Source organism: Nocardia brasiliensis IFM 10847, assembly GCF_000710915.1.
Lineage (GTDB): Bacteria > Actinomycetota > Actinomycetes > Mycobacteriales > Mycobacteriaceae > Nocardia > Nocardia brasiliensis_A.
This window is the reverse complement of record NZ_BAUA01000047.1, coordinates 21,072-35,703: the sequence shown is the minus strand read 5'-3', so window position 1 is coordinate 35,703 and position 14,632 is coordinate 21,072. Positions and strand designations below refer to the sequence as shown.

The 14,632-nt window shown below is 69.5% G+C and carries 12 protein-coding genes; 5 read left to right on the top strand and 7 right to left on the bottom strand.

All coding sequences use genetic code 11. The features are described 5' to 3' along the window. Positions 1 to 2: 2 nt before the first annotated feature. The 5 genes from NBRGI_RS10250 to NBRGI_RS10230 form a co-directional block, all read right to left on the bottom strand. Entirely contained in the window at positions 3 to 986 is a 984-nt protein-coding gene (locus tag NBRGI_RS10250; RefSeq protein ID WP_014984653.1) for an alpha-ketoacid dehydrogenase subunit beta, read from the bottom strand. A gap of 58 nt (positions 987 to 1,044) precedes the next feature. Further along, positions 1,045 to 2,136 (bottom strand): pyruvate dehydrogenase (acetyl-transferring) E1 component subunit alpha, encoded by a 1,092-nt coding sequence (pdhA, locus tag NBRGI_RS10245; RefSeq protein WP_029894873.1) that lies wholly within the window; start codon positions 2,134 to 2,136, stop codon positions 1,045 to 1,047. Positions 2,137 to 2,145: 9 nt separating this feature from the next. After that, the gene (gene lpdA, locus NBRGI_RS10240; protein ID WP_029894871.1) at positions 2,146 to 3,594 is read right to left on the bottom strand and encodes a dihydrolipoyl dehydrogenase; all 1,449 of its coding nucleotides are present in this window, start codon (positions 3,592 to 3,594) and stop codon (positions 2,146 to 2,148) included. A gap of 155 nt (positions 3,595 to 3,749) precedes the next feature. Continuing rightward, on the bottom strand, positions 3,750 to 4,946 hold the full coding sequence (locus NBRGI_RS10235; RefSeq protein ID WP_036558327.1) for a PucR family transcriptional regulator: 1,197 nt from the start codon (positions 4,944 to 4,946) through the stop codon (positions 3,750 to 3,752). 126 nt (positions 4,947 to 5,072) lie between these two features. Continuing rightward, positions 5,073 to 6,662: an ABC-F family ATP-binding cassette domain-containing protein gene (locus NBRGI_RS10230; RefSeq protein WP_029894867.1), complete on the bottom strand. Its 1,590-nt coding sequence runs from the start codon at positions 6,660 to 6,662 to the stop codon at positions 5,073 to 5,075. 239 nt (positions 6,663 to 6,901) lie between these two features. Between NBRGI_RS10230 and NBRGI_RS10225 the strand changes: the two genes are divergently transcribed. Next, entirely contained in the window at positions 6,902 to 8,416 is a 1,515-nt protein-coding gene (locus NBRGI_RS10225; protein WP_051727642.1) for a YfcC family protein, read from the top strand. Here the strand turns inward: NBRGI_RS10225 and NBRGI_RS10220 are convergent. Beyond that, on the bottom strand, positions 8,332 to 9,612 hold the full coding sequence (locus tag NBRGI_RS10220; protein WP_029894863.1) for an MFS transporter: 1,281 nt from the start codon (positions 9,610 to 9,612) through the stop codon (positions 8,332 to 8,334). The two genes, NBRGI_RS10225 and NBRGI_RS10220, sit on opposite strands and share 85 nt — an antisense overlap. Positions 9,613 to 9,732: 120 nt before the next feature. On the opposite strand from NBRGI_RS10220, the gene NBRGI_RS10215 reads away from it, so the two are divergent. The 4 genes from NBRGI_RS10215 to NBRGI_RS10200 all read left to right on the top strand — a co-directional run bounded on the left by NBRGI_RS10215 (position 9,733) and on the right by NBRGI_RS10200 (position 13,126). Continuing rightward, positions 9,733 to 10,662: a LysR family transcriptional regulator gene (locus NBRGI_RS10215; RefSeq protein ID WP_029894861.1), complete on the top strand. Its 930-nt coding sequence runs from the start codon at positions 9,733 to 9,735 to the stop codon at positions 10,660 to 10,662. 74 nt (positions 10,663 to 10,736) lie between these two features. After that, the gene (locus NBRGI_RS10210; RefSeq protein WP_029894859.1) at positions 10,737 to 11,234 is read left to right on the top strand and encodes a hypothetical protein; all 498 of its coding nucleotides are present in this window, start codon (positions 10,737 to 10,739) and stop codon (positions 11,232 to 11,234) included. Between the two features lie 63 nt (positions 11,235 to 11,297). Then, positions 11,298 to 11,888, top strand: a complete 591-nt coding sequence (locus NBRGI_RS10205) for an ArsR/SmtB family transcription factor (protein WP_029894857.1) — start codon at positions 11,298 to 11,300, stop codon at positions 11,886 to 11,888. Continuing rightward, on the top strand, positions 11,885 to 13,126 hold the full coding sequence (locus NBRGI_RS10200) for an MFS transporter (protein ID WP_029894855.1): 1,242 nt from the start codon (positions 11,885 to 11,887) through the stop codon (positions 13,124 to 13,126). Before NBRGI_RS10205 ends, NBRGI_RS10200 begins: the two co-directional genes overlap by 4 nt. 44 nt (positions 13,127 to 13,170) lie before the next feature. Here the strand turns inward: NBRGI_RS10200 and NBRGI_RS43630 are convergent, their stop codons facing one another. Next, positions 13,171 to 14,625 (bottom strand): alpha/beta hydrolase, encoded by a 1,455-nt coding sequence (locus NBRGI_RS43630; RefSeq protein WP_081877989.1) that lies wholly within the window; start codon positions 14,623 to 14,625, stop codon positions 13,171 to 13,173. Positions 14,626 to 14,632 lie beyond the last annotated feature (7 nt).

Genomic DNA, 14,632 nt, shown 5'->3' with positions numbered 1-14,632 from the left:
GGTCAGGACCTCCGGCCAACGGCCGCAAGGGTTTCCACCGCGGCGGTGTAGAGCGAATCCGCGGACGGCAGGGCGAGCTTCTCCAGCGGCTTCGCGTAGGGGAGCGGAACCTCGGCCATCGCGACGCGACGGACCGGGGCATCGAGGTAGTCGAACGCGCCGTCGGAGATCGAGGCCGCGATCTCCGCGCCGATACCGTAGGTGAGCCAGTCGTCCTCGCCGACGACCGCGCAGCCGGTCTTGCGCACGGACGCGATGAGCGTCTCGCGGTCCAGCGGACGCAGGCTGCGCAGGTCGATCACCTCGGCGGAGACACCCTCGGCGGCAAGGCGCTCGGCGACCTGGGTGGCGACGGTGGCCATCCGGGAGTAGCCGATGAGCGTGATGTCGGTGCCTGCCCTGGTGACCGCGGCCTTGCCGATCTGCGCGGCCGGAAGGTCCACCGGCACTTCGCCCTTGGTGTTGTAGAGGGACAGGTTCTCCAGGAACAGGACCGGATCGTCGTCCTCGATCGCGGCCTTGAGCAGTGCCCTGGCATCGGCGGGCGTGCTGGGCGCCACCACTTTCAAGCCGGGCACGAAGGCGTAGTACAGCTCGATGTTCTGTGAATGCGTCGCACCGAGCTGCTGGCCGCCGCCGCCCGGCGTGCGGATGACCATCGGCACGCTGGTTTGCCCGCCGAACATGCCGTAGATCTTGGCGGCGTGGTTGACGATCTGGTCCAGCGCGAGCAGCGAGAAGTTGATCGTCATGATCTCGACCACGGGGCGCAGGCCCAGCATCGCCGCGCCGATCGCGGCGCCGACGAAACCCTCCTCGGCGATCGGAGTGTCGCGTACTCGTTTCTCGCCGAATTCGGCGAGCAGTCCGGCGGTGATCTTGTAGGAGCCTTCGAAGACGCCGATCTCTTCCCCGATCAGGAAGACGTCGTCGTCGCGGCGCATCTCCTCACGCAGGGTTTCGCGCAGCGCTTCGCGATAGGTCATGACAGGCGCTGGGGAGTGGCCGGCGGAGCCGGCGAGGTCGGTAGACACGGTTAGGTCCTCAGGCGGTGAAGAGCGGGTCGGCGGGCAGACGGTGGGAGTCACTCGGGACCGGCGTGGCGTAGTTGTAGTCGAACAGGCTCGACGGATCCGGGTGCGGGCTCGAGTCGGCGAATTCCACGGCGGCGAGCACGCTTTCGGTCACCTCCCGCTCGATCTCGGCCAGCGACTGGTCGGTGAGCACCTCGGCAGCGAGCAATCGGTGCTGCCACAGCGCGATCGGATCGTGCTCGCGCGCCGTGGCCACCGCCTCGGTGCTGCGGTATTTGGCCGGGTCGACCACCGAGTGACCCTTGAGTCGGTAGCTGACCGCCTCCAGCAGCGCCGGTTTTCCTTCGCGGCGTGCGGCTTCGATCAGTTCGCTCGCCATATCGCGCACCGCGAGCACGTCGGTGCCGTCCACCCGCTCACCGCGCATGCGGTAAGCGGCGGCCCGCTTCCACAGATCCGGCTCGGCCGAGGAGTTCTCGACCGTGGTCCCCATGCCGGTCTGGTTGTTGATCACCAGGAAGACCACCGGGAGCCGCCACAGGGCGGCGATGTTGAGCGATTCGTGGAACGCGCCGATATTGGTGGTGCCCTCGCCCATCTGGCACACCACCACGTCGTCCCCGCCGCGGTAGTCGATGGCCAGTGCCGCGCCGATGGCGAGCGGAACCTGGCCGCCCACGATGGCGTAGCCGCCCAACAGGCGGGTCGCGGTGTCGTACATGTGCATCGAGCCGCCCCAGCCCTTGGAGGTGCCGGTGGCGCGGCCGTACAGCTCGGCCATCACCCGGCCCGGCTCGATGCCTTTGGCCAGTGCGTAACCGTGCTCGCGGTAGTTGGTGAACAGGTAGTCGGTGGGCCGCATCGCGGCGCCGAGGCCGACCACGGTGGCTTCCTCGCCGAGGTTCAGGTGGCAGTAGCCGCCGATCTTGGCCTGCTGGTAGCTCTGCGCGGTGCGCTCTTCGAAGCGCCGCACGAACAGCATGTCGCGGAACAGGCCGCGCAGGATCGCGGGATCCTCGGTGGCGAAGGGGGATTCGGCGACGACGGGCGTGGCCTTGGCGGCCCGCCGGGTCGTCTTGCGCGCAGCGCTCGTGGTGGTCATCTGCGGCTCCTAACGCTTGCGCGGCGCGATGTGCACCGGCAGTCCGAGCCCGGCCAGCGCCGTCTCCATGCCGATCTCGCCGAGGGTGGGGTGGGCGTGGATGGTGTCGGCCAGCTCGTCGAGCGTCGCCTCCAGGTAGATGGCCAGCGCGCCCTCGGTGATCAGGTCGCTGGCCGACGGGCCGATGATGTGCACCCCGAGCACTTCCCGATGCCGTTGCCCGGCAACGATCTTCATGATGCCCTCGGTTTCGCCGAAGGTCTTCGCCCGGCCCAGCGCCGCGAACGGGAACTTGGCGGTGATCACCTCGTGACCGGCCGCACGCGCGGCCGCCTCGGTCAGCCCGACGCTCGCGATCTCCGGATGGGTGAAGGTGGCGGCCGGGATCACCGCGTAGTCGATGTGCGCGTCGTGTCCGGCGATCACGTCGGCCGCGGTGAGGCCCTGATGCGAGGCGACATGGGCGAGCAGTGCCCGGCCGGTGACGTCGCCGATGGCGTAGACGTGCTCGGCCCCGGTCCGGAGCTGATCATCGACCTCGATGAAACCCCGTGCGTCCGTGCCGATTCCGGCGACGTCCAGGCCCAGGTTCGCGGTGTTGGGTCGCCGGCCCACCCCGACCAGTACGACGTCGGCGGGGATGTCCTGCGGCTTGGGTCCGGCGACCGAGACCCGCAGGCCGTCGTCCTGTGCGATGGCGGTGACGGTGGCTCCGGTCAGCACGGTGATGCCGCGCTTGCGGAAGGAGCGGCCGAGCGCGTCGCCGATCTCCTTGTCCTCCAACGGAACCAGGCGATCCTGCATTTCCACCACGGTGACCTGGCTGCCGAACGTGGCGAACAGGCTGGCCCATTCCGCGCCGACCGCACTGCCGCCGATCACCACCAGACGCCGCGGCACCTCGGTGAGCCCGAACGCGCCGTCGGAGGTGACGACACCGGGCAGGTCGGCACCGGGAATCGGCAGCAGCGCGGGCACCGAGCCGGTCGCGACGATCACGTCCTGCGCGCTGACCTGCCGCACCGGCGCGCCCGGCGCGGCGGCGTAGCGGGGGCCGCCCTCGAAGATGGGCGACGCGCCGGTCTCGTGCACCTCGACCGTGGTCGGCCCGACGAACCGCGCGTGACCCTCGATGACCGTGACGCCGTTGGCCTTCAGCAGGCCGGCGACGCCGTCGGTGAGTTCCTTGACGACCCCGTCCTTGCGCTGCCGCACGGCCGCGAAGTCGAAGCGCACGTTGTCGGCGTAGACGCCGAATTCCGCTGCGGCGGTAAGGGTGTGGAAGACCTCGGCGGACCGCAGCATCGCCTTGGTCGGGATGCAACCCCAGTTCAGGCAGACCCCGCCCGGGCGCTCCTTCTCCACCAAGCCGACCCGGAGTCCGCGCTGCGCGCCCCGGATGGCGGCCACGTAGCCGCCCGGTCCGCCGCCGATCACCAGTAGATCGAATTCCGGCACTCGTGGTGCTCCTCATCTCGACGATTAGCGACCCGGCCGGGTTGTGGCGTGGGTCGTTCTCCCGAGTCTTGTGGGCCGTGATTGCCCAAGCAATTTGCCGGAAGCCCAGAAATCGGGGCGGGAAAATGGGCGCAGCGCACAATCGCTGCGGGCGCTCAGTCCGTTCCGGTCACACCCAGCTCGACTGCCGCCAGCGCGAGCGACAGCTCGACATAAGCGCGTGGGCCCTCGAGCGGGCGGCCCAGCAGCGCGGCGATGCGTTGCAGCCGGTTGATGACGGTGTTGCGGTGGCAGTGCAGCAGCGGCGCGGCATTGGCGGCCGAGCAGTTCTCGGCCAGCCAGGCGGCCAGCGTCTCCAGCAGGATCTCGCGTTCTCGCTCGGGGAGTGCGAGCACCGGCCCGAGCGTGCGCGTCACCAGCAGTTCGGTGAGGTCCGGGGAACGCAGCAGCATCGCCTCGGGATAGCGCTCCTCGAGCAACACCAAACCCTGTGCGTCCGTGGGCAATGTCTCCAAAGCGAGCATGGCCAGCGAGTGGGCGGCATCGATCTGGGCCAGTCCCGGCACCGGCGGCGAGGCCGCGGCCCCGCCGCGGACGCGCGGCCGGATCTGTTGCAGCACAGTGGAACTGTCGTGCCGCTCGAGTGAAACCAAGCCGACCGTGGCGTCCACCCTATCGTGCCACACCGAGCGAATACCCAACGCCGCCAAGGCCGTCTCGGTGCCGAGCTGCACGGCGGGCCGGGCGCCGCGCACCGCCACCACGAGATAGGCGCCGTGCGCGGGCAGGTTCAGTTCGCGGGCGGCGCGGGCGGCGAAGGTCGCGTCGTGCGCGCGTCCGGCCAGCAGATCCTCGATCAGCCCGTGCCTGCGGCGCTCGTCCCGGCGCACCTGCTCGAGTTCGGTATTGCGGTAGGAGGTGACCAGCGCCGAGGACATACCGTCGATCACCGACCAGGTCGCGGCGCCGATCTCGCGGAACTCGCCCGGTGCCAGGTCGTCGGCGCGGTCGAGCAGCGCCTCCCAGACGATCTGGCCGCCGAGCCGGAACGTCCGCAGCATCACCTCGAGCGGCACGCCTTGCGCCGCACGGTTGCGGCCGATGGCGGCGGCGACGTCGTCGCGGTCCGGCACGGAGACATCTCCGGCGAGCAGGTCCAGCACCCGGGTCAGGTAGCTGCGGCAGCCGTTGCGCAGCTCCTCGCGGCTGACCGGCGAGTAATCCGTCCACTCGGGGATATCGGTGAAGATCGCCGCCATCAGCCGCCGCGTCAGCACCGGGACCTCGGTCCGGCACACCGCGGCCAGCCGCCGAATGCCCGGCGTCGGACCGGTGTGCTTGGGTGCTGCCATAGGCATAAACGCTACGCCGCCCGGTATGCACCCTTTCCGGGCCCACGGAAGCGAGTCACCAGGCGCTTTGGTGCGGCACGCCGTGCGACCGGCGGTCTCGGTCGCGAGACCGCCGGTCACCGGGCGCTACAGCGAGGCCTGCGGCTGGAAACTTCCGTCGGCGTCGAGTGCGACGACGGTGTCGATGCCGAGTCGCCGCAGGAACGGATAGTCGTGGCTGACCACCAAGAGCGCGCCGCGATAGTCGGCGAGGGCCTCGACGAGCTGGTCGACGGAGGCGATGTCGAGGTTGTTGGTCGGCTCGTCGAGGATCAGCAACTGGACCGGCGGATCGGCGAGCAGCAAGCGCGCCAACGAGACTCGGAAACGCTCACCGCCGGACAGACTCGACACCGGGCGTTCGGCCGCGGCACCGCGCAGCAGTAGCCGGGCCAGCTGGTTGCGAATGGTGCCGGGCGGGGTGGTGACGGCCACCGCGTGCACGTTCTCCACCGCGCTGGCCTGCTCGTCCAAGCCGTCGAGGCGCTGCGGGAGATATCCGACGCGATCGGTGTAGAGGGCGCCGCGCTCCGGTCGGCGACCGTGCACGAGATCCTCGATGAGCGTGGACTTGCCCGCGCCGTTGGGACCGATCACGGCGACCCGCTCCGGCCCCTGGACCGTGACGCCGCGATCGCCGTCGCGCAGTTCCGCGATGCGCCTGCTGCGGGGTACATCGGGATCGGGCAGGTCCAAGTGGATGTGTTCGTCGGAGCGGACCCGCGCCGCTGCGGTGTCCAGTACCTCCTGGGCCGCAGCAACTTTGGCGTCCAGCGTGGTGCGCATGGCGCCGGCGGCGGCTTGCGCCTTGCTGGCGCGGTTGCCCGCCAGGATGCGCGGGATACCGCCGTGCTGCTGCGTCGCGCGGCCGGTGCGTTCGCGCCGGGCCAGCTTGGTCTCGGCCTCGATGCGTTGGCGTTTCTCGACTTTCAACGCCTGCTCGGCGGTCCGGGCCGCCTGGGTCGCGGCCGCCTGCTGTTGCTCGACGTGTTCGCGCCACGCGCTATAGGGGCCGCCGAACACTTCCAGTGTCGCACTGTGCAATTCGGCGGTGGCGTCCATGTGCTCGAGCAGTTCGAGATCGTGACTGACCACCACGAGGGTGCCCGGCCACGTGTCGACGAACGCGGTGAGCTGGGCGCGAGTTTCGCGATCGAGGTTGTTGGTCGGCTCGTCGAGCAGCGTGATCGGCTTGCGTTGCACGCGCAGGCCGGTGATCGCGACGAGGACCGCCTGGCCGCCGGAGATCGCACCGACGGTGCGATCGAGATCGGCTGCGCCGAAACCTATTTCGTGGAGCGCCTGGTCGGCCCGGGCCTCGATGTCCCAGTCGTCGCCGACGGTCTCGAAATGCGCGGCGTCGCCCTCGCCCGACTCGATGGCGCGCAGTGCGGCCAGTTCGTCCGCGATGCCGAGCAGTTCGGCGATGGTGGCGTCGCGCCCGAGGGTGAGGGTTTGCGGTAGGTACCCGACGTCGCCGGTGGTTTCGATGCGTCCGGACGTCGGGGTGAGTTCTCCGGCGATCAGGCGCAACAGGGTCGACTTGCCTGCGCCGTTACGGCCGACCAAGCCGGTGCGACCGGTGGTGAAGGCGCCGTCGACGCCGGCGAGGGCGACGGAGCCGTCCGGCCATTCGAAGGTCAGTTGGTGCAGGGCGATTGCCGAGGTGATGGACATGCGTCAGTGGCTCTTCCTGCTCGCGAGCGAGCGGCAGCGAGGTGAGAACAGATTCCTGTGGCTGCCGGCGAAGGGCGCGGCCGTACTCGAACGAGCACGGAAATGAGGGCGCCGCCTTCGACCGGGCGGCTAGCGTCTGTCGACCTCGATGAGCACGTGTTCACACTATCAGTCGGGGTCAGCCGCCCGAGCGACGCTTCCGGCGCGGCTGCGCAGGCAGCGGGGTGGCGGATGGTTGCATGGCGGCCATGGACCCAGCGGTGCGTGCCGACCGGGCACAGAAGACGTGGTTGTTTCCCTCGACCTATACGATCCTCGCCGGTGTCGCAGTGCTGGTGTGGCTCGCGGCGTTCGTGATTCCGCCGGGGGCTTACGACACCGATGCGCGCGGCCGTCCGATCGCGGGCACCTATCACCGCGTCGACGAGGCCAAGGGGTTCGGCGAGCGGTTGCGGGAGCTGTTCCTCGCGCCGGTCAGCGGTCTCTACGGCATTCAGGACGACAGGTCGGGGCAGGTCGGTCCGGACCTGACCGGTCACCTCTACGGCGCGGCGGCGGTCTTCCTGTTCGTGCTGGCGGTCGGCGCGTTCATCACCGTCGCCTTCGCGACCGGCGCCCTCGACAGCGGGATCGGGCGCCTGGCCCATCGGTTGCGTGACCGGTCCGCACTGCTGATCGTCGGCATCATGCTGGTCTTCGCGATCGCGGGCACGGTCGAGGGCTTCGCGGAGGAAACGCTCGGCTGCTACGCAGTGCTGGTGCCGCTGCTGCTGGCACTGGGCTATGACCGGATGACGGCGGTGGGCACGATCATCTGCGGCGCCGGTGTCGGCATGCTGTGTTCGACGGTGAATCCGTTCGCCACCGGCACGGCGTCCGCGGCGGCCGGCGTGCCCCTCGGCGAGGGGATCGGACTCCGGCTCGCGATGCTGGCGGTACTCACCGCCGTCACCGTCGGTTACGTGCTCCGGTACGCGGAGCGGGTCAGACGCGATCCGGCGAAGTCCTGGTCCGGTTGGCAACCCGGCGACCGCGAGGTATCGGCCGACGATCATCGCCCCGATCCCATGACCCGGCGTCAGCAAGCGGTGCTCTGGTTGGTGGCAGCGACTTTCGTGTTCATGATCTTCGCGATCATCCCGTGGGCGGAGGTGATCGACGGGCCCGGCGCCGAGCGCTACGGCTGGCAATTGGGTTGGTACTTCCCCGAACTCACCGCGCTGTTCCTGCTGGGCGCGGTGGTGGTGGGACTGGTCGGCGGGCTGGGGGAGAACAGGGTGTCCGAGGCCATCGGCAAGGGCTTCGGTGATTTCGTCGGCGCCGGCCTGGTGATCGTGCTGGCACGCGGCGTGACCGTCATCATGAACAACACCGAAATCACCAGCACCGCATTGCATTCCCTGGAGGGCCTGGTAACCGGTACGTCATCGATGGCGTTCGCGGTCACGGTGTTTCTGGTGAACGTCCCGCTCGGCTTCCTGATCCCGTCCAGCTCCGGGCATGCCACCCTGGTCATGCCGATCATGGCGCCACTCGCCGATTTCGCGAATGTGCCACGCTCCCTTGTGGTCACCGCGTGGCAGTCGGCGTCGGGCTGGGCCAATCTCGTCACCCCGACCACGGCGGTGGTGACCGGCGGTCTCGCCCTGGCGAAGGTGCGCTACGACCGCTATGTGCGCTTCGTGGCCCCGCTGCTCGGCCTCTTGGGCGTGTTGATCTGTGGGTTCCTCGCGCTCGGCGCCTTGCTCCGGTAGTCGGCGGCCGAGGGGAGCAGCAAGGGGGTGGCGAGCAGCAGTACGCCGGAGATCGTGATCGCGGTGTGCGGGCTGGTACAGGTGGCGAGCACGCCCCAGAGCACCATCAGGGCTGCCTGCAGCATTTTCGCGCAGGCGTTCCAGGTGCTGAGCACGCGGGCCGCGTGGTCCCGGGGTGTACGCCGCAGGCGGACGGTCGCTTGGACCGGATTGAAGACACCCATACACGCGATCAAGAGGGCTTCGACGCCGATCACGGTGAGCAGTCCGGGAATTCCCGGCCCGACGGTGGCGAGGCCGAGCGGGAAGACCGCGCGCAACCAGCCGGAGACGAGCATGACCCGCTGTCCGCCGTAGCGGAGCACCAGGCGGGCCGACAGGCGCGCGCCGACGAAACCGCCGAGCGCCGGAACCCCGAAGGCGAGACCGTATTGCCAAGCAGGGAAATGATATTCGCCGAGCAACAGGACCGACAGCAGCGGGACGCCTGCCATGATCAAGCCGCTGACCGAAATCGAGTTGAGGAACAAGCGCAGAAGGACCCGGTCCCGGCGGATGTATCGCCAGCCGTCGAGCAGGCCGATTCCGGGTGGCGCGGCGGACTCGGAGCGCGGCGTGGCGATATCGTCGCCGCGGATCCGGCGCACGGCGCACGCGGACAGCAGGAAGCTGACCGCGTCGGCGGTGATCGTGACGACCGGGCCGAACACCCCGATCAGTGCACCACCCAGCGGCGGTCCGACCGCGGTCGCCACCCAGCTCGTCCCTTCGAATCTGCCACTGGCGACGAGCAATTCGTCGCTGTGCAGCAGAAGTTTCAGATACGCCCCGGAGGCGGCGGCGAAGGCGAGGCTCGCGGTGCCGGAGGCCACCGATACGACCAGCAGTTGTCCGTAGGTCAGCGCGCCGAGGGCATACGCGACCGGCACACTGGCCAGCGCGCCGAACCGGACCAGGTCCATCGCGATCAGCACCGGCCGCTTGGTCCGATGCTCGACCCACGGCCCGAGCCCGAACGCGATGGTCGCCGCGACGGCGAGCCCGGCCGCCTCCAGCATCGACACGGCGAAGGCCGAGGCGTCGAGTACCCGCACCGCGAGCAGAGGAAAAGCGCCGAACGCCAGCCAGGTGCCATAGGTGCTGACCGCGTAGGCCGACCAGAGCCAACCGAAATCGCGTCCCAACCCTGCGTGCATCTCACTCCCTGGACAACCGGCCCTCGTCTCTGGGATCACAGCAGCCGGGGCAGCGGCGGATCAAACAACCGGCGCTTCGGCGAGCCACAACCGATAGTTGTGTGCTCGTAGGGTGGGGGCATGGATACCGAAGCGGTCCGATCGTTCGTCCGCGCCGCTGAGCTCGGCCAACTTCAGCAGGCGGCCGAGGAACTCGGCGTGACGCAGCAGGCCGTGTCCAAGCGCATCGCCGCGCTGGAGCGTGCACTCGACGTCCGGCTGTTCACCCGGACCGCGCGCGGCGTCGAGCTGACCCTCGACGGTCAAGCCTTCCTCCCGCACGCGCGCACCATCGTCACGAGCGTCGACCGGGCGGTGGCCGCGATCGAACCGGGATCGCGCGCGCTGCGGATCGATGTGCTCGGTCTGCGTTCGGCACAAGCCGTTGTCCTGCACGACTATTGGCGCGCACATCCCGAAATCGCCTTGGACGTGGTGACGCTCAAGGTCGACGACCCGCGCGTCGCGGTAGCCGCCGTGCGGGCGGGGGAGATCGACGCCACGTTTCGTTCGGTCACCGATGCCGCGACGCTGCCGGACGACGTGCGGATGATCCACGCCTTCGATTCGCCGCTGGAACTGCTTGCCGGACCGCGCCATCCGCTCGCCGCCGCACGCACGCTGACCCCGGCCCAGTTGCGCAGGCACCGGATCTGGGTGCCGGGCATCGCGGCGGGCAGCGAATGGGCGGAGTTCTACGATCAACTCGCCACGCATTTCGATCTGCGCATCGATGCCGCCGGGCCGAATTTCGGCAACGAGGTACTGCTCGACATTCTGGCGGATTCGGCGGACGTGGCGACCCTGGTCGGCGCGCGGGACCGCTACCTCTGGCCCGCGCACTACGATCTGCGCCGCATCCCGCTCACAAATCCCGCCCTGGCCTATCCGCTGTCGCTCATCTTCGCCGCGGCGTGTCCGCATCCGGGACTGCGCGGCGTCATCGACCACGTCGGCGGTCTGCCAAAGGTCCCCTCGGACGCTTGGCGCCCGACCTGGGCGGTGCGGTGACACGCGGAACCACACCGATTATTTCCGGTGCGCCACGGCGTCTACTCGAGTGGACACCACGAGTAGGAGGCGCGATGACCGCTACGCAGGATCCGCAACCATCGGACATCCCGGACGGTCGGGATACCGCGCTCGACCGGCTCGAATCGCTGGTCGGCCGGTGGCAGGTGGAGGCGTCGTTCGCGGCGGGGTTCTTCGGTCCGGGCACTCCGGCCGTCAAAGACCGCAGCGGCACGACGACCTTCGAATGGATGAAGACCAAGCAGTTCCTGGTCGAGCGCTCGGTCATCGACAATCCGATGGCGCCGGACGCGATCGTGATCATCGGGCTCGACCGGGACGGGTCGTTCGTCCGGCATCACTACGATTCGCGCGGTGTCAGCCGCACCTATCAGATGCGCCTGGATGCCGGCGTGCTGCACGTGTGGCGCATGGAACCCGGCTTCTCCCAACGCTATTCGGGCACCTTCAGTGCCGACGGGAATCAGATCACCGGCGCCTGGGAGAAGTCGGCCGACGGTGTCGCGTGGGAGCACGACTTCGATCTCACGTACTTCCGGATCGGCGACTGACCTGGGGAGCGAGATGCGAAAGAATAATTGCGCAAATTTCCTTTCGTATCTAGCCTGGGTGGTATGCCCGATGCTTCGCCGCCGACCATCACCGACCTCGATGCGCTGAAGGTCTTCACGCATCCGTTGCGGATCGCGCTGTATCGCGCGCTGCGCGCCGCCGGGTCCGCGACCGCGTCGCAACTGGCCGAACAGGTGGACGAGGCCGTCTCGCTCGTCAGCTACCACCTGCGGAAGCTGGCGGCGCACGGATTCGTCGTGGCGGCACCGGAACTGGGGACCGACGGCCGCGAGCACTGGTGGAAACCGGTGTCGGACAAGGGCTGGAGCTTTCGCAGCTCGGACTTTCTCGCCGATCCCGAGGGCGCGATGGTCGTCGGGCAGGTCACCCGGCAGCTGCTGGCCGACCGCAGCGAACGGTACCGCGCGTATCTCGATCAGCAGTCGGCATGGCCGAAGTCCTGGACAGACGCGGCCTTCAGCGCCGAGTACTCGCCGCGGCTGACCTGGGCCGAGCTGGCCGAGCTGGAGGCGGAGCTCACCGCCGTGGTCCGCCGCTGGCAGGAGCGCGGCGAAGCGGCGGTCGCGGCGGGCGAGGTCGACGGTCGCGAGCACGTCGCGGTGCAGCTGTACGGGTTTCCGTCCCGGCCGTGAGTACCGGAGCCGTTCGGACGGAAACGGCGGCGCCGCCGGCGCATCGGGATGCGAACGTGCTGCGCTGGCTCGGCGCGTTCGTCTGCTCGCTGTTGGGGGACAGCGTGTATTTTCTCGCGCTGTCCTGGGCGGCGATTCAGGTCGGTTCGCCTGCGCAGGCCGGGCTGGTGCTGGCGGTGGCGGCGGTGCCCAGGGTGGTGCTCATGCTCGGCGGGGGAGTGATCGCCGACCGGTTCGGGCCGCGAAAGGTGTTGATCGGCAGCGATCTGACGCGCTGCCTGGTGATTCTGGGCGCGGCGGGTGTGCTGGCGGTCGCGACACCCGGCGTCTGGCTGCTCGCCTTGGTCGCGCTGGTGTTCGGCGTGATCGACGCGCTGTTCCTGCCCGCGGTCGGCGCGCTGCCGCCACGGATCGCGAAGCCGGACCAGCTGGCTCGGGTGCAGGGGCTGCGCGGGCTGGCTTCTCGCGCCGCGCTGATCGGCGGCTCCCCGCTCGGCGGACTGGCGCTGGCGACCGGCGGTCCGTCGCTCGCATTCGTCACTGCCGCACTGTTGTTCGCGGTGTCGCTACCACTGCTGATCGCCGTCCGGATCGCGCCGCTCCCGGATGACGGCGCGGCCGAGCAGCACAGCACCGCGTGGGCGGATCTGGTCGACGGCGTGCGCTACATCCGCCGCGACCCGGTGCTGGCGCCGCTGGTCGTCGTGCTCGCCGTGGGTGAGCTGGGCTTCACCGGCCCGCTGAATATCGGCGTCACCCTGCTCGCCGATGAACGGGGTTGGGGCGCGACAGGGCTCGGCTGGATCATCGGCGGGTTCGGCGTGGGTGCGGCCGGCGCGTCGCTGTTGCTCGCGGTCGGCGGGCGGGTACCTCGGGCCGGCCTGGTGCAGCCGGTGTGCCTGGCGCTCGGTGCGGTCGCGATCGGCGCGCTGGCCTATGCCCCCGCCCTGCCGGTGGCGGCGGGTCTCGGCATCGCCATCGGACTCACCGCGGGACTCAGCGGCGCGTTGTGCGCGGCGCTCATCCAAACCACCACCGTCCCAGCCTATCTCGGTCGGGTGACCGCGGCGGCCAGCCTGGTCACACTCGGCTTCGCGCCCCTCGTCTATCCGGTGGTCGGCGCGGGGATCGCGGCTTGGGGAACCCGTCCGGTATTCGTCGTCAGCTCCGCCATAGTCGCCCTCGGCGCACTCCTGGGCTTCCGCGCTACCACCCTCCGGCGCGCCGAACTGCCCTGACCCGCAAGACGGCCGACGGAGGTGCGCAGCCGGAATGGTATGGCTCACGGCCTCGTGGTCGGATCGATCAGGTACGCGATCTCGCGGCGGACGGTGGCGGGGTCGTTGAGGTAGGCGGTGTGGCCGAAGCCGTCCCAGGTCACCAGGAACGAGTCCCGGATCTGGCGCACCATCGCCGCGCCCCACTGCTGCGGGGTGGCAGGATCGTGCGTGCCCGCCACGATCATGATCGGCGCCGCGCCGCGCACCTCGACCGGACCCGTCGGATTGGCGGCGACGATCGGCCAGCCGAGACATCCGGCTTGTACGTCCGCACCCTCGACATAGCCGCGGGTGATCGGTGCTTCGCCGCGGGCGGTGGCGAGGCGCGCCGCGAAATCGGCGAAATCGCGGATATCGGAGGGGAAGTCGTGACACATGATCGCGCGATACGCGGCTTTGTCGGAGCCCGCCGCGGTGAGCGCACCGAGGGCGGCGGCGTCGGGCGCGGGCGAGATCGCCGCAGCGATGGCCTCGGCGAGCTCGGTCCACCCGGTCCGCATGGTCAGCATCGCGTAGGTGCCCATGCCGATCTGTTCGGCCGTGACTCCGTCGGGATCGTCCTTGGCGGGCACCGGTTGCCGTGTGGCGCGGTCGAGCAGGTCACGATAGTCCGCCCGGATATCGCGTCCCTGCAATGGGCAGGTGGTATCCGCGCGGCACCACTCGGCGAAACCGGCGAAAGAGTCTTCGGCACTGCGTGTTTCATCGAGGAAGAATTGACCGGCGGGGGTAGCGTGATCGACCGGTCCGTCGAGCACCGCGGCGCGGATTCGGTCGGGATAGAGTCGAGCGTAGGTGGCGCCGAGCAGAGTGCCGTAGGACAGCCCGAGCCAGCTGAGCTGCTCCTCGCCGAGCACGCGGCGCACGGCCTCGATATCCCGTGCCGCGCTGACCGAATCGACATGCTCGAGCAGCGGGCCGGTCGCCTTCCGGCACTCGGTGCCGACCTTGCGGTTGTAGGCGGATAAAGCCTCGAATTCGGCAGCGGTGGAGGGGAATTGGGTGACCTCCTGGCTGACCGGTGGTATCGGGCAGGTGATGGCCGGGCGGCTCTCGCCCACGCCGCGCGGATCGAGTCCGATGAGATCGAATCGATCGCGCAGGTCGTCCGAGAAGGCGATATGGGGAAAGTCTCGTACACCCAGTACGGGCGCACCACCGGGCCCGCCGGGATTGAAGAACAGCGGCCCGATCCGCTGTTCCGGCTTGCGGGCGCGCTGACGCGTCAGCGACAACGTGATCCGCTCCCCGTCCGGCGCCGCCCAATCCAGCGGCACCGGCAATGTCGCGCATTCGGCCCCGTGCTGTCCGCATGGTTGCCAGGCCGGTGCCTCGAGGTGAACGCCTGCCACGGGGTCCGGTGGCTCGCTCGCACGGTCTCCGGCACAGCCACCGGCCGGCACCGCCGCGAGCAGCAGCACGACCGCGAGCGCTCTGGCTCCACCCCACATAGTCATGCCGCTC